The organism is Aquimarina amphilecti, assembly GCF_900109375.1.
GTDB lineage: Bacteria > Bacteroidota > Bacteroidia > Flavobacteriales > Flavobacteriaceae > Aquimarina > Aquimarina amphilecti.
The window spans coordinates 165,298-182,004 of sequence record NZ_FOAB01000005.1; the positions used below are offsets into that span (position 1 = coordinate 165,298).

The following is a 16,707-nucleotide window of genomic DNA, read 5'->3' on the forward strand; positions in this document are numbered from 1 at the left end:
ACTATATTGTTGTTATGTTTTAATTTAGAATGTTGCCTGAATGCTAAAAGAAAATGTACGTGCATTTGGATAAGCTCTAGCGTCTAAGCCTCTACCTAATAGTGGGTTTACGTTATCTCTTAATCCAGGGACACCAGAGTTAAGACTTGCTCTTCCACCATCCGTTGATGAAACATCTGGATCATAACCGCTATAATCAGTAATTACGAAAACGTTTTGTACGTTAAAGGCTAATCTTAAGTCTTTTATTAATTCGGTTCCTAAAGCTCCTGTGTCAAAATTATATCCTACTTCTAAAGTTTTAAGTCTGAAATAAGAACCATCTTCTACAAAAAACGAAGAGGGAGCTTTGTTTCCGGCTCCATCACTGACTGATGCTCTGGGAATGTTTGTGTCTGTATTTGTTGGTGTCCAAGAGTTTAGTACTTCTGTTAATTTACCACCATCTTGCCATAAAATATTATAATAACGACTTAGGTTATATATATCATTTCCTTGAACTCCTGAGAAATTTAGACCAAGATCAAAGTTTTTATAGGTCGCATCAAATGTAAGACCATAAGTAAAATCAGGAACAGGATTTCCAATGATGGTAATATCATCATTATCAATAGTTCCGTCGCCATTTATATCTCTTCTTACAAAATCTCCTGTAGTAGGGTTTACTCTGTCTTCTACAATAAATCCATAGAATGCTCCAATAGGTGCATTTGCCTGCGTTCTATTTACAACTCTAAGATCTTCATCGATTTGTGGTCCTAGGATTGGATTTGGAATATCACCGGCTTCGCTTTTCAAATTGAAAGAAAAGTTAGTGCCAATCGTATATTGGAAATCACCTTCTCGTTTTTTGTAGTCTAGATTAAACTCTAAACCTTTATTAATTAAATCTCCTGCATTTCTTGTTACTGGTAAACTTACACCTGTTGTAGATGGGACATTAATTCCTACTAATACATCTTCAATATCCTTAGAATAGTAGTCCATCGTAAAGTTGATGCTGTTATTTAATAAAGAAACATCAATACCAACATCAAATGTCTTTGTTGTTTCCCATATTAAATCTGGATCTGCTAATGTAGTTTGTGCTAAACCTGGAGCAGGTGCACCTCCAAATGAGGTGTTAGATTGGTTACTTATAAAGACAGCTTCTGTAGGGTAAAATACATCGGGATAAGATCCTAACTCACCATAAGAAGCTCTTAGTTTTAGATAATTAATGGTTTCACTGTTCCAAAATGATTCATTAGAAATATTCCAGGCAGCTGAAAAAGATGGGAAATACCCGACTTGATTATCCTTTGCGAATCTAGAGGAAGCATCTCTTCTTAATGTTGCTGAGAATAAATATCGGCTATTGTAATTATAATTTAGCCTTCCAAAAATAGATTCTAATCCAGCTGTATTATCTTCTCCTAATAGTACTAACTGATCGTTAGGAGGTAAGCCACTAACAACTTGTATAGAATTGGATTGTGTCCCTTGACCATATACTCCAGAGCTTTGTTGGTTTTCTAAAAAGTAAGTATATCCTAATACTCCAGATACTTTGTGTTCTCCAAAATCTTGTTGGTAACTTATTGTTGGTTCTACCAATAAGTTTAAAGTTTCTTCTCTAAAATCTGTTAAATCATTTTCTTGATTATCATTTCTAACAGCGTCAATTGAACTCATGAAAAAGGTAGGAGTAAACTCAAAAGTACGTTGATTAGTATAGTCCACTCCAAAATTTACAGATGCGGTAAAATTTTCTGTAATGTCATAATCGAATTTAGCACCACCAAAAAGAGTACGAGTAGTTACTAAGTTATTTTCTAATACTGCTCTTGCGTATTGATTAATTCCCCCAGGTCCTTGAACATCTGTTGATGGAGCTTCAAAACCACCGTCATTGTTCGGATTACTAAATGCTACTGTAGGAGCAGTAGTCCCATCAAAACCGTACCACCTATTTTCTTGTAGTTGCCCTTGTGTAATACCTAATGATTGGGTAACATGAAATTTTCCCATATCAAATTTGTTGTTGAATCTAAAATTGATTCTTTCGAAACCGGATCCAACTAATATCCCGTCTTGATTAAAATAATTTGCTGAAACAAAATGAGTGGAGTTTTCTCCACCTCCTGAGATTGAAAAACCATAATCTTGTACAATTGCGCTAGAGATGTTTTCTTTTTGCCAATCTGTATTAACCCCATTCCAATTCACTACAGTTCCTATACCATCGTTGGCAAAGCGTTGATTTATGTAATCAGTGTACTGCTGCCCATTTATAAAGTCTAACTTTTTACTTGGGGTATCTATACCTGTTCTTAAATTTACTTTTACTTCTATCTTTTCACTTTTTTTACCATGGTTAGTTTTTATTAGCACAACTCCGTTGGCGGCTCTCGCTCCGTAAATTGCCGCTGCTGCCGCATCTTTTAGAATGGATATGTCTGCGATGTCAGCAGGGTTTATGTATTCCATACTGTCTACAAATAGTCCATCTACAATAAATAGAGGGTCTGCATTGCTAAGGGAATTAACACCTCTTATGAATACATTTGCTCGACCTCCAGGTTGTCCTCCAAAGCTTTCCACTTGTATTCCAGGAACTCTACCCTGCAATGCTGTGACTGGATTACTGGCTACTGCTGTCTTAGTTACATCGTCTCCTTTAATTGAAGAAACGGATGTAGTCAAATCCCTTTTGATTGCAGAACCATATCCTACAATTACTATTTCATCAAGAGCTGCTGAATCTTCTTCGAGTGTTATGTTTATAACAGTTTGACCATTCACCGGTATTTCTGTGGTTAAAAAACCAACATAACTGAATATCAGAATTGCGTCATCGGCTACATTATTTAGTAGGTACTTGCCATCAAAATCTGTGGTGGTACCATTATCGGTTCCTTTTACTAGGATGTTAACTCCAGGTAAGGGACCGTTGGGTTCATTTACTGTTCCGGAAACAGTTTGCTGGGCACTAACAAAAGTGGTTGTTAGGCCAATGAGTAGTATCATAATACGATTAAATACTTTTCGCTCCATATGATTTGTGTTTGTTAATAGAATTTTTCTGAATTGGTGTTAGTGAGTGTATTTTTATTATGCTATGATACACTATGCTACTATGCAAATGTAGAGTATTTATTTTTATATCAAAATTTAAAATCATAATTTTTTAAATTATATGTATTTAAATGATGAAAAAAGTAAGAATATGTTACGCTAATTCTTTAAGAGGTAGTAAAGAGTTAACTTAAGAGTAAGAATTAAAAAGGTTTTGTGAAGGAAACCAATACAACTTAAAGTTTTAGAAGAGATGCGCTTACAAAGAATTACGCTGTCTTAGGTGAGTTGGAACAATTTCTTGAATGGATTTTCCTTCTTTTACAAAGAGCGCAGCTTTTTTGGCAATTTCCGTAAAATCAGTAGAGATTGTTGTAATTCCCCCAAAAGCAATTTCTTTTACAATATTGTCATCATGTGCTAGAATACCAATGTCAGCTCCTATGCGATACTCCATCTTTCTAGCGTCTTTTAATACTTTCCAAAGCTGTGTGTCGCTTATAGAGAAATAAGCAGTGCTTTTTTTAAGGGTGTTTGGTTCATAGCTAGTTAATACTTCTCCATTTATTTGAAAATCTTTGACATAACGATCGAAAGCATATAAAATTTCTGGAGGAAAATCTGAATTTTTCTTAAAGAACAATACGAATTTTTTATACTTCCTAATCTGAGGAGTAAGCTCTACTAATTTTTGATAGGTTACCTCTTCAAACTCTTGAGAGATATAAGAATAATCTTTAGGCATTTTTAAATAACGGTCAACAATTAATAGACGATCAGAAGGTATTTGTTTCATCATAGATGGAACTTCTTTTTCTTGTATGGGTGCAATGACGTACATCCCATATTTACGAGATATATTATCTATTATAGTCTTAAGTAAAGTTAGGTTGTTATGATGAAAGAAAATGTCAATATGATATTTTTTACCTAGTTCTTTTCTAAAAGTATTGTAAAAGTCTTCCTGAAAACTATGAAAAGCAAATAAGATTAACGCTACTTTTAATTTCACATTAGTCTCTTCACTAATAATATAATATCCTTTAAGGTTTTTGGACTCTACTAATCCTCGTTCTTTTAATTCTGTATATGCTTTTACAAAAGTTTTTCTAGCATATCCGATTTTTGCTACCATTTCATTGATAGAAGGAAGTTTGTCACCTACTTTTAGTATTCCAGAATCAATAGCATCTATAATCCCATTAACGATTTGTTCGTGTTTGGATAAGGAGTTTACATCCTGAAGATCCTTTATTTTTTGAAGTAAAGATGACATATTAATTTTGGATTATGACACCTATAAATTTAAGCTTAAATACTAGATTTCAAAATTATATCATAATTCTTGTACTACTTTAAGCCATGTAGTATCAAATTTAGATATACAATTTCCTCTTAGAATTTGTTTTATTTCTTCTTTGGATTTTAAATAAAAGAGTAATCAAAATAAAAAAATAGCAACTGTAAATCAAAGCGTTACCAAAACATTCCTGTTATAGTATTTTTGCAACCTCTAGATTTACAAACTCAAGAAATCTTTCATCTTTATCTGTAAAAGGATCCGGAGTTTCGGAGTCAATATCTATTTGACCAATATTTTCTCCATCTTTAAAAAGTGGAACAACAATTTCCGATTTAACCTTAAAGCTACAAGCAATATAATTATCTTGAGCCTGAACATCAGGAACGATAAAATTTTCGTTTGATACAGCCACTTGACCACAGATTCCTTTTCCAAAAGGTATAATAACATGATCAGTTTCTTCGCCAACGTAAGTTTTAAGTTTTAATTCTTCTTTGTCGCCATTTTTAAAATAAAAACCAACCCAATCGTAATATTCAATATTATCACTTAATAATTGACAAACGGCATGTAGTCTGTCTGTAATTGAGTTGCTGTTAGTATGAAGTATGTCAACAACTTTTGGTTTTAAATCTTTAAATAGCATTCCTTACAATTTTCCGGCAAAAATATTTAAAATATTTAAAATGTGCAGATTTTTGTAATGGTATTGTTTTGTTAAAAGTTTCTAAGAGAAATGTAAAAAAATAACAATTCCCTAAATATTATGTATTTTTGTTGGAGCCATGATAAAAGGTTTACAGAAAATAACATCTTTATTATTAGCGTGTCTAGTATTGTTGTCTACTTTTTCTTTCACAGTAGAAAAGCATTATTGTGGGCGTTTTTTAGTGGATGTTGCAATGTTTTCGAAAGCCAAGGATTGTGGAATGGAAATGATGGATCATATTGATGATCAAAACTTAGAAATTAAAAAAAAATCTTGCTGTAAAGATGAGGTTATTGTTTTTGATGGACAGGATGAGTTAAAAATTTCTTTTGATCAAATAGATTTTCCTCAACAAATATTTTTTGTATCATTTCTAAATTCTTATACAAATAGCCTTTCTTTAAAGAAAGAGAGACATTTGATATATGAAGACTATTCTCCTCCTGAAAGGGTACCAGATATACTTATCTTACACGAGACTTTCCTTATTTGATTTAGATGACTTTATTGATTGGTAATAATGATGCCTTCCGGTTATTATTGTTTATAAAGTTATATAGTCTATGCAATGGACTTTATTAATAATACTCTAAATCGTACTATTTATGCTCAATAAAAGCATTAAATTTTTAATAGAAAATAAGCCGATAGCAGTTTTACTGTTATTAATTTTAATTGGTTGGGGTCTTATTCACTCTCCTTTTCAATCAGATTTAGGTTTTTTACCGAGTGATCCGGTAGCAGTAGATGCTATACCTGATATTGGTGAAAATCAGCAGATTGTTTTTACGAAGTGGGAAGGAAGATCCCCTCAGGATATAGAAGATCAAATTACTTACCCTCTAACAACTTCTTTATTGGGAGTACCAGGAGTTAAAACTGTTCGTAGTTCTTCTATGTTTGGGTTTTCGAGTATTTATATCATTTTTGAAGAGGATATAGCGTTTTATTGGAGTCGTAGTAGAATTCTAGAAAAATTAAATTCTTTGCCTAGTGGTTTATTACCTAATGGAGTAAATCCTTCTTTAGGTCCAGATGCCACTGGTCTTGGACAAATATTTTGGTATACACTAGAAGGTCGGGATCAAAACGGAAAAGTGACAGGAGGTTGGGATCTTCAAGAATTAAGAAGTATTCAGGATTATTATGTGAAATACGCTTTGTCATCAGCGAGCGGAGTTTCTGAAGTAGCATCTATTGGAGGATATGTTCAGGAATATCAGGTGGATGTGAATCCGGAATTAATGAAGCAATATCATATCGGATTGCATCAGATTGTAAAAGCTGTAAAAGAAAGCAATCGTGATATTGGAGCACAAACACTGGAGATTAATCAAGCTGAATACTTGGTCCGAGGGTTGGGATATGTTAAGTCGATAGCGGATATAGAAAATGCAGTTATTGTATCTGAAAATTATACACCGATTAGAATAAAAGATATTGCCAAGGTTTCTTTGGGACCTAAAGCAAGGCGTGGAATTCTTGATAAAGAAGGAGCAGAGGTTGTTGGGGGAGTTGTAGTCGCGAGATATGGAGCGAATCCTTTAGAAGTTATTACAAATGTAAAAAGCAAGATACAAGAATTAAGTTCTGGGTTACCTTCTAAAGTACTTAATGATGGGCGTACTTCTCAATTAACTATTGTTCCTTTTTATGATAGGACTGAGCTTATTCAGGAGACTTTAGGTACGTTAAAGGAAGCATTGACATTAGAGGTGTTAATTACTGTTTTGGTCATCATTATTATGATTTTTAATCTTCGAGCTTCAATTTTAATTTCGGGATTATTGCCTGTGGCAGTTTTAATGGTTTTTATTGCAATGAAAATCTTTGATGTAGAGGCTAATATCGTGGCATTATCTGGTATAGCGATTGCTATTGGTACTATAGTGGATGTTGGGGTAATTCTTTCAGAAAATATAATAAGACATATTGATGAAAATAAAACCAACTTACCGATTAATACAGTGGTTTATAATGCCACTAGAGAGGTTTCTGGAGCTATATTAACGGCTGTTTTAACTACTATTATAAGTTTTGTCCCGGTTTTCACAATGATTGGGGCAGAAGGAAAACTTTTTAGGCCTTTAGCTTTTACTAAGACAATGGCATTGGTCTCATCAATTATTATAGCACTTTTTTTAATACCGCCTTTTGCGGCATTTTTGTTTCGACAACGATCTACAAAAAAAGTTGTAGTACACACTCTTAATATTATACTTGTTATAGCAGGTATTGTGGCGCTTTTTTATGGAGTTTTATTAGGTCTTATTCTTATTGCATTTGGTATCACCAATATATTACAAATCATTTTGAAATTTTCTACTAATAGAAAGAATGTAATCCATATTGTTACTTCTGGGGTTACTATTATTTTTCTTCTTGCAGAATATTGGAGACCATTAGGAGTAGATAAAAGCATTTTTTGGAACCTCATTTTTGTTGGTGCGATTTGTCTTGGATTATTGGGTGTATTCACTTTATTCAAGAAATATTACGTTAGAATTTTAGATTGGGCATTAGGTAATAAATTATTATTTATGTCCTTGCCAATAGCTATTATTATAGCAGGTATATTTATAATGAAAAATACTGGTAAAGAGTTTATGCCTTCTCTAAATGAAGGTTCATTTCTCTTAATGCCTACTTCATTACCACACGCAGGAGTAGAGGAAAACAAACGAGTTCTACGTCAGTTAGATATGGCTGTAGCTACAATCCCAGAAATAAAAACAGTTGTTGGTAAAGCAGGAAGAATAGAATCGGCGTTGGATCCTGCTCCTTTATCCATGTATGAAAATATGATTCTTTATAAGTCAGAATATATTTTGAATGACAATGGAGAAAGACAACGTTTTAAGGTAAATGATAAAGGTTTTTTTGAACTTAAAAATGGGGGCTTTGTTTCTAGCGCAAAAGCTAAGAAAAGCCAATTAATTCCGGATGATGATGGTTCTTATTATAGGAATTGGAGGCCACATATTACATCTCCCGACGATATATGGGAAGAGGTTATTAGAGTAACAAATCTTCCAGGAGTAACATCAGCCCCAAAATTACAGCCTATCGAAACCAGATTAATAATGCTACAGACAGGAATGAGAGCTTCGATGGGAATTAAAGTGAAGGGTCAAAACCTTAAAGAAATCGAAACGTTTGGTATCCAGTTAGAGGAAATTTTGAAACAAGTAAAAGGGGTTAAAGATGAAGCCGTTTTTGCAGATAGAATTGTAGGTAAACCTTATTTGTTGATTGATATAGATCGGGATCGGATTGCTAGGTATGGGATTTCTATTGAAGCAGTGCAACAGGTATTACAAGTTGCTTTAGGAGGAATGATGCTTACCCAAACCGTAGAAGGAAGAGAGCGTTATGGGATTAGAGTTCGATATCCTCGAGCTTTACGTTCGAATCAAGAGGATCTTAAAAACATATATATACCTGTTTCAAAGGGCAATCCAATCCCATTAAATGAGTTGGTAGATATTAGATATGAACAAGGACCTCAAGTTATAAAAAGTGAGGATACATTCCTTGTGGGATATGTGTTGTTTGATAAATTGGATATGTTCGCTGAAGTTGATGTGGTAGAAAATGCAAAAGAATTAATTAAAAGAAAAATAGATACTGGAGTATTAGTGGTCCCGAAAGGAATTAATTATCAGTTTACCGGTACTTATGAAAATCAGATGCGAGCAGAGAAGACATTATCTTTTGTTGTTCCGCTTGCACTCGTAATTATCTTCTTAATTTTATATTTTCAGTTTAGATCGGTAACTACATCACTCATGGTATTTACAGGAATTGCAGTGGCTTTTGCAGGAGGGTTTCTAATGATTTGGTTTTATGGACAAGATTGGTTTTTCAATATTAATTTCTTTGGAGATAATTTAAGAGATTTGTTTCAGATTCATACAATCAATTTAAGTGTAGCAGTTTGGGTAGGATTTATTGCTTTATTTGGTATTGCCACGGATGATGGTGTTGTTATGGCAACTTATTTAACACAAACATTTAAAAGAAATCAACCAAAAACATTAAATGAGATTAGATCTTCTGTGATTGAGGCAGGTGAAAAAAGAATACGCCCTTGTTTGATGACAACAGCTACTACTATTTTAGCATTATTGCCAATATTAACATCAACAGGACGAGGAAGTGATATTATGATTCCGATGGCAATACCTGGTTTTGGAGGCATGTTAGTAGCGTTGATTACATTATTCGTAGTACCTGTCTTATTTAGTTGGAGAGCAGAATTTTTAATGAAAAAAGAAAAATAGAATAAAGAAAATGAGTATAAGAAATATTTTAAAAATCAATATGTGTAATGTAGGTTTTTATTTTCGAGAACTGAAAAAAGGAATAATGTTAGTTTTTTTAGTTTTCTTTTTTAAAACAACAAATGCTCAAACATTACAGGAATATATAAAGGAAGCAAGGGAAAATAACCCAGAGCTTAAGGCTGCCCAGAATGTGTTAGATGTAAGTTTGGAAAGGGTAAATGAGGTAGGAGGATTGCCAAACACAACAGTTGGAACAGGGTATTTTGTGAGTGAACCTGAAACTAGAACGGGTGCTCAGAAAGTAAAGTTCACTGCGCAGCAGAGTATTCCTTGGTTCGGGACAATTAAGGCAAGAAAAGAAACTGCTTCTACAGAAAGTGAGGTGAATAAAAATGAATTAGAGATTGCTAGAAGAAAAATCACTTTGCTTGTAGAACAAACTTATTACAAGTTATATGAACTAAAAGCACGACAGAATATATTGGTAGAACAAAATAAGCTGCTAGATACCTATATTGAGATTGCGCTTAAAGAAGTGGAGAATAATAGAGCATCTGCGGTAGATGTTTTGAAATTTAATATCGCAAAAAACAATCTTCAAAATGAAGAAGAAATTCTAAAAGGAGAAATTCTTACTGTAGAAACAGCAATGAATCAATTATTACATAGAGATGGTTTTGAGCCATTAGTTGTTCCGGATAATTTATTTATTCCCGAAGAAGAACCTACTATGATACTAGATGATATCACATATCACCCAGAATTGATGACCTATGATCATTTGAATGATTTGTTAGATAAAAGAGAAGATGTTAATACGAAAGAATCTTTACCGTCTATAGGTTTAGGTTTAGATTATGTAATTGTTGAAGAACGACCAAATATTAGTTTTTCTGATAATGGAAAAGACATTGTTATGCCAACGATTTCTCTTTCTGTTCCACTTTTTTCCAAAAAGTATAAATCACGCTCTAAGCAATATGAGTTACAAAAAGAAGAAGTTTATCAAAAGAGAGAGGCTTCTCAGAATAATTTAGAAAATATGATGGAAGAAGCAATAAATAATAGAATCACTGCTCGTATTAATTATGACACACAACAAAAAAATATATTGCAAGCAAAACAAGCGGAAAAGATAATATTATCAGCATACCAAACAACTCAGCTTAATTTTGAAGATGTACTAGATGTACAACAGATGTTGTTAGATTTTGAAAACAAGAAAATCGAAGCAATAGCAATGTATTTTATGCAAACAGCAGTGCTTAATTATTTGCGTTAATATAATAGAAAAAGTATCAATAACTAAAAATATAAAACAATGAATAGAACATTTTTTAATACCATTCTCATAGGAGTTATAACTTTATTAATTTCATCTTGTGGAAAGGATAAGAAAGAATCAGAAAAAGTAGTTCCTGTAAAAGAAGAAGTTGTCGTAGAAAGCGATATAGATCTTAACCTTACAGATTCGAGAAGTGAAATTATTTTTGATGATGAAAACGTTAATAAGATATATGATCAATATTTAATGGTAAAAAGAGGATTAGTAAACTCTGATTTTAAAGTGGTACAGCAGGAAGCAAAAAAGATGGAAGATCTTATAAAAAATGAAGACGAAAGAAAGCAATTAAAGTCTACAGCAAAATTAATTGCTCTTACTAAAGATATTAAAAAGCAAAGAGATTTTTTTGTAACGCTTACAGTAGAAACTGAGAAAATGATAAACAATTCAGCAATTACTTCTGGAGAGATATATAAGCAATTTTGTCCAATGGCTTTTGATGGAAATGGCGGGTATTGGTTATCTGACTCTAAAGAGGTCAGAAATCCATATTATGGCAATAAAATGCTAAAATGCGGTAGTGTTAATGAGACAATAAAATGAATACGAGATATCATATAGAAGGGATGACTTGCGAGGGTTGTAGATCTGGAGTGGAGAATATATTAAATGCAATCCCAGAAATTTCAGGTGCTGAGGTAAGTCTCGAGAGTAAAGAAGCTATCATTGTTTTTAAACAGAAATTGACTATTGAAGCTTTAATAGAAGCAATTCCAGCTAAGTATATAATAACAGAAAAAGAAAATTATGATCTTAATACGATATATGATAATCCAGTTTTAGAAAAGAGTGAGGTGAGACAACTATTCCCACTTTTCTTAATTTTCGGATATATTACTAGTGCATCGGTTTTGATTAATTATAGCTCTTGGAATATTGATGATTTCATGATGGATTTTATGGGGTTGTTTTATGTTGTTTTCAGTTTTTTTAAAATTCTAGATTTAAAAGGTTTTTTTAAATCCTTCGCAATGTATGATCCATTGGCTAAACAATTCCCGTTTTATAGTTGGTTATATCCTTTTATAGAGGTTGGATTAGGGCTTATGTTTTTAATGAGGTTTAATGTCAATATCGCATTAATAACTACTGTATTGATTCTAGGTATAACTACCGTGGGTGTTACTAAAGTGTTAATTGATAAAAAAAGTATTCAGTGCGCTTGTTTAGGAATAGCCCTGAAGTTACCAATGACTAAGGCAACTTTTATAGAGAATGCCATTATGTTGGGAATGGCATTTTGGATGCTTGTTACTATGTATTTATAAGAGAAATATTGAGAGAATGGTTAAAAGAAAAACAGCAATATTGATAAGAAAAGCACATCGATATCTTGGGATATTCTTGGGGATACAGTTTTTAATGTGGACTATTAGTGGATTATATTTTAGTTGGACAGATATTGATGAGATTCATGGGGATCAGTTTAAGAAGGAATTAAAACCAATGATGCATACTAATTTGTTGGGGTTAGATTCAATTTCTCCGGTTCCTGTAGTTTCTTCTTTAGAATTGAGAACAATAGTCGATGAACCGTATTATTGGGTAAATGATAGTATCTTAATTCATGCCAAGTCAGGAAAAGTTAAATCAAAAATTACAGAAGAAGAAGCGTTGCAAGTAGCTTCAGCACATATGCTGACAAATTTAGAGGTAAGTTCAGTTGATTTTATCACTGAAGTCGGAAAACATCACGAATATAGAGGAAGATCATTACCCGCATTTGTAATTAGTTATAATCATCCAGAACATGTAAAAGCATATGTTTCTGCTATAGACGGTTCTTTTCAGCGAGTACGACATCAATCTTGGAGGTGGTTTGATTTTTTGTGGATGACACATACTATGGATTATGAAGGAAGAGATGACTTTAATACCATTGTGTTAAGAATATTTTCTTTGTTAGGGTTGATAACGGTATTAAGTGGCTTTTTGCTTTGGTATATTTCCTCACCAACACTAAGGAAGGTTTTTAAAAGATAATTATCATGAAGAAAAATGTTATTTATATAATCATTGCAGCCTTGATCGGGATGTTTATGGGATATCTTATTTTTGGAGGTGATACAACCAGAGAATCAATAATAGAAAAAGATAATTCAGCGGAGACTTCAGGTCAAATGTGGACATGTTCGATGCATCCGCAAATTATGCAATCAGAATCTGGAGATTGTCCGATATGTGGTATGGATTTAGTGCATGCTAGTACTACGCAGCAAGGGCTCTCAGTTGATCAATTTAGTATGACTGAAAATGCAATGGCTTTAGCTAATATTCAGACATCTGTAGTAGGAATGATGAGTTCTGAATCTAAGGAGGTGAAATTATCGGGTAAGATTAAAGAAAACGAAGAAACTAATACAGTTCAAGTAACCCATTTTTCTGGACGAGTAGAAAAACTCTTGGTTAATTCGGTAGGAGAGAAAATTTATAAAGGGCAAACAATCGCAATTTTGTATTCTCCAGAATTAGTTGCAGCTCAGCAAGAATTATTAACTGCTGCGAAATTAAAAAAAGAACAACCAGAGTTATATAAAGCTGTACGAAATAAGTTGAAACTTAGAAAAATTTCAGAAGATCAAATTAGTTTAATAGAATCCTCTGGAAAGATCAAAGAAACGTTCCCTATTCATTCTCATGTATCGGGAGTAGTTTCTGAAAAGATGGTAGAAGAAGGAAATCATGTTGATAGAGGGCAAATGCTTTATAAAATTACAAACTTAAATTCACTGTGGGCATCTTTTGATGCTTATGAAAATCAAATTTCTTTGTTAAAAGTTGGACAGCGTATTAAGGTTAAAACAAATGCATATCCGAATATGGATTTTGATGCTGAGGTTTCGTTTATAGACCCTATTTTAGATACGAGAACCAGAACGATTAACGTACGGGCAGTAGTCGCAAACAAAAATGATGTTTTTAAACCTGGAATGTTTATAGAAGGAACTATCGAGGTGATGAGTCAGAAATCTAATAAGACAATTACAATACCTAAAAGTGCTGTGTTATGGACAGGGAAACGTTCGATTGTATATGTGAAAACCCAATCCGATCGGCCTATTTTTGAGATGAGAGAAGTAGTTCTCGGAACTTCTAATAAAGATGAATATGTAATCTTGAATGGTGTACAAGAAGGCGAGATAATTGTGACTAATGGGACTTTTACAGTAGATGCTGCGGCTCAGTTACAAGGTAAAAAATCAATGATGAATCGATCTAAAGTAATGTTGCCAGATGACTTCCAAAGAGAATTTAATAAGGCTTTAGTTTCGTATTTTCTTCTAAAAGATGCTTTGGTAGAGAGTAATACTAGAAATGCATCTATATTTTCTGGAAAAATGCTAAGTGATCTTAGGGGAATAGATACTAAAGAGTTAAAGGGGGAAATTGTTGCCAATGTTAAGGGGGTTTCAAAATTGTTAGAAGTAATTACTGAAAAAGAAAATTTAATAGATCAGAGAAATCATTTTGTCAGTTTAAATGAAAGTTTGGAATCTTTAGTAAAAAAAATGGATTACATATCTGATAATATTTATATACAGAAATGCCCGATGGCTGACAATAATAAAGGGGCTATTTGGCTAAGTAAAGAAGAAGAAATAAGAAACCCATATTTCGGTAATGAAATGCTTACTTGTGGTAGTGTAGTTAGTATATTAGGGAAGAAATGATTTACTTAGAATAATTATATTTAAACCTTTAAATGTTAAAATATTAACATTTTTCTTTCTTCGTAGACTAAAACAACGTATCTTTAATTTAGGGAAATATTGGATTACGTTTTTTATTAGATTACAATCGCTGGTATTGTTGGGTGTTTTTTTGCTAATTCACCTGCGATACGTTTTGCCGTTATTGCAAAAGTTAGATACTAATAAATGTTGTGGTCAAAAACGAAAGGGATATGGTAAAAAAACTACTTTTTATTACATTTTTAGCCTTACTTTTTTCTTGTAAGGAAACTTCTGTCACTTCGATGACCAGTGCTAGTACATTAGCATTGTTAGAAAAATCAAAGGCCATTCAGTTAAGAGCTGAAAGGGTGGAGAAGAATATGCAAAAATGGCAAGATTCTTTAGATCGATTTGATACTAAGGAGGTCACACAAAGTCCAATTAAAGATAGCGAATTTGTAAATATCGAGGAATTATCAAATTATTTCGTGTTAGACATGAAATATGCTACTAAGGATAATTTCTTGAAAAAGGCAGTATATTCTTGTGCTAAATGCTATGTCAGAGGAGTGGTTGCAAAGGCATTAATTGCGGCCAATAAAGATTTTATGGCAAAAGGGTACAGGATTAAATTATTTGATTGCTATCGTCCTTACAGTGTGCAGAAGAAAATGTGGAAAATCTTTCCTAATCCCGGTTATGTTGCGGATCCTAAAGGAGGATCGATTCATAATAAAGGAGCTGCAGTTGATATAACATTAACTGATTTACAAGGAAATCAATTGGATATGGGAACTAAATTTGATCATTTTGGAAAAGAAGCGCATCATTCCTATAAAGCATTATCCGTTGAGGTTATTGCTAATCGTAAACTACTTAGAGAAGTTATGGAAAAACACGGTTTTTCTATTATTAGAACCGAATGGTGGCATTACAACTTCAAAAATAAGAAGTTTAAGATTTCCGACTTCAAATGGAAATGTGGTTAAAATAAGAATACACTTGTTAAATTCTAAAATTAATGACTATTATCGGTTAAAAGGGTTTTCATTGATCCAATGAAATCCTCTATTGATTAATAAAAATTCGTTTCGTTCCTTCTTTTTAGTAATTATTTTAAGATTGTCACAGTTGTAAGTCCCTTCGAAAATGTAAATGCTATCCTTTATTTTATATGAAAAACTTCTTATATCTGTACTATCACTATATGAAATAAGATTTAATGTTTGTGTTATGGAATCTGTTTTTTCTTTAAGCCGAATAAACATTTCATCCATAGTTTGAATATTACTATATCGTTTATCTACTATTAAACGTTTCCAGCGAATCGTATCTGTTGTAAGTGGCGGTAAGGTGTCATTATTTTTAATAAATTCTTTTACTTCATAAATTCCAAATAAAGCTGTTTTTGGTGCTTTTTTACCCCATTGTTTTTCGCCTTCAATAGAACCATCAATGTTTGTGTAAAACAGATATCCTATAACTATGATTTTGATCGATATTGCTGCTATTGTTAATTTTTTCTTGGCGAAGTATTTTGGGATGTTTTTTGGTTGAACTGCTTTGTTTAAAATAAAGAAATTTATGATTTTGCTAATATCCGGTGCTAATAAGAAAAGCCCCATTGTCGTTAATAGACCACTGTATAATTTTACAGGGATGTCATAACTCATATTCATCATAAATACATTGAACATTACCCCTACAACCATAAATGCGCCTAAAAGTGTAGTTTTTCTAAAAATCAATAATATTCCAGCAAAGATTTCCGCATAACCCGAAAATTTAGTGTAGGTATCGCTATATTCCATGAAGTTCCACATCAATCCCATGGGAGATTGATTTCCAAAAGTTTTGATAAGATCTATATTTCTTAATTCCAAAAATTGAAGAGTAAAAGCTTTAGAAAATCCATAAGAAAACATAGTTGCGATTAAATAATACCTTACAAGAGTTCTTGTGTAAAGTAATAACTTATTATAGTTAGATCTTTTTAAATCAATGATACTCCATATGATAGTAACAATAACTGAGATGTATAGATATACAAATTGAAAAACATAATCAGCAGTAGTATCGCCGCTACCTGAAGGTTTCATGGATATTTCATAACCGATATTTAAAATGTTTTTTCCAGACCAAATGCATAACTGTTCAAATCCATCATAATAAAAAGAAAAATATTCCCCATTCCAGGAATCAAACCGATATAATAGAAGGGAAATGGGAAAATATTTAGAAAAAGATAAACAAAAGAGAATCGAAAAATAATTTTAGTTGATAACTTCCATTTATCTTGATTATTGATATTTTGTCTGACTGGCATTTGATTG

At 32.5% G+C, this 16,707-nt stretch carries 12 protein-coding genes; 8 read left to right on the forward strand and 4 right to left on the reverse strand.

Features of this window, described 5'->3' with window-relative positions; all coding sequences use genetic code 11:
* Positions 1–24 precede the first annotated feature (24 nt).
* The 3 genes from BMY33_RS14270 to BMY33_RS14280 form a co-directional block, all read right to left on the reverse strand.
* Positions 25–3,036: a SusC/RagA family TonB-linked outer membrane protein gene (locus tag BMY33_RS14270; RefSeq protein ID WP_091409775.1), complete on the reverse strand. Its 3,012-nt coding sequence runs from the start codon at positions 3,034–3,036 to the stop codon at positions 25–27.
* 280 nt (positions 3,037–3,316) lie between these two features.
* Positions 3,317–4,333 carry a GntR family transcriptional regulator gene (locus tag BMY33_RS14275; protein WP_091409778.1) on the reverse strand — a complete coding sequence of 339 codons (1,017 nt, stop codon included), beginning with the start codon at positions 4,331–4,333 and terminating at the stop codon, positions 3,317–3,319.
* Between the two features lie 217 nt (positions 4,334–4,550).
* Positions 4,551–5,006, reverse strand: a complete 456-nt coding sequence (locus BMY33_RS14280) for a GAF domain-containing protein (protein ID WP_091409781.1) — start codon at positions 5,004–5,006, stop codon at positions 4,551–4,553.
* 139 nt (positions 5,007–5,145) lie between these two features.
* Here BMY33_RS14280 and BMY33_RS14285 point away from each other — a divergent pair, with 139 nt between their 5' ends.
* The 8 genes from BMY33_RS14285 to BMY33_RS14320 all read left to right on the forward strand — a co-directional run bounded on the left by BMY33_RS14285 (position 5,146) and on the right by BMY33_RS14320 (position 15,363).
* A complete protein-coding gene (locus BMY33_RS14285; RefSeq protein ID WP_091409782.1) occupies positions 5,146–5,562 on the forward strand; it encodes an HYC_CC_PP family protein in 417 nt (138 codons plus the stop codon).
* Positions 5,563–5,674: 112 nt separating this feature from the next.
* The gene (locus tag BMY33_RS14290; protein WP_091409785.1) at positions 5,675–9,352 is read left to right on the forward strand and encodes an efflux RND transporter permease subunit; all 3,678 of its coding nucleotides are present in this window, start codon (positions 5,675–5,677) and stop codon (positions 9,350–9,352) included.
* Between the two features lie 85 nt (positions 9,353–9,437).
* A complete protein-coding gene (locus BMY33_RS14295; RefSeq protein ID WP_170837082.1) occupies positions 9,438–10,637 on the forward strand; it encodes a TolC family protein in 1,200 nt (399 codons plus the stop codon).
* A gap of 39 nt (positions 10,638–10,676) precedes the next feature.
* Entirely contained in the window at positions 10,677–11,243 is a 567-nt protein-coding gene (locus tag BMY33_RS14300; RefSeq protein ID WP_091409789.1) for a DUF3347 domain-containing protein, read from the forward strand.
* Positions 11,240–11,968, forward strand: coding sequence for a heavy-metal-associated domain-containing protein (locus BMY33_RS14305; protein ID WP_091409792.1), 729 nt, complete (start codon positions 11,240–11,242; stop codon positions 11,966–11,968). The genes BMY33_RS14300 and BMY33_RS14305 overlap by 4 nt, the downstream gene beginning before the upstream one ends.
* A gap of 16 nt (positions 11,969–11,984) precedes the next feature.
* Positions 11,985–12,683: a PepSY domain-containing protein gene (locus BMY33_RS14310; protein ID WP_091409794.1), complete on the forward strand. Its 699-nt coding sequence runs from the start codon at positions 11,985–11,987 to the stop codon at positions 12,681–12,683.
* A 5-nt stretch (positions 12,684–12,688) separates the two neighbouring features.
* Positions 12,689–14,371 (forward strand): efflux RND transporter periplasmic adaptor subunit, encoded by a 1,683-nt coding sequence (locus tag BMY33_RS14315; RefSeq protein ID WP_091409796.1) that lies wholly within the window; start codon positions 12,689–12,691, stop codon positions 14,369–14,371.
* Positions 14,372–14,604: 233 nt separating this feature from the next.
* Complete coding sequence (locus BMY33_RS14320; RefSeq protein ID WP_091409799.1) at positions 14,605–15,363, forward strand: M15 family metallopeptidase; 759 nt, start codon at positions 14,605–14,607, stop codon at positions 15,361–15,363.
* Between the two features lie 39 nt (positions 15,364–15,402).
* Here BMY33_RS14320 and BMY33_RS14325 read toward each other — a convergent pair whose 3' ends face one another.
* On the reverse strand, positions 15,403–16,473 hold the full coding sequence (locus BMY33_RS14325) for a hypothetical protein (protein ID WP_091409802.1): 1,071 nt from the start codon (positions 16,471–16,473) through the stop codon (positions 15,403–15,405).
* Positions 16,474–16,707 lie beyond the last annotated feature (234 nt).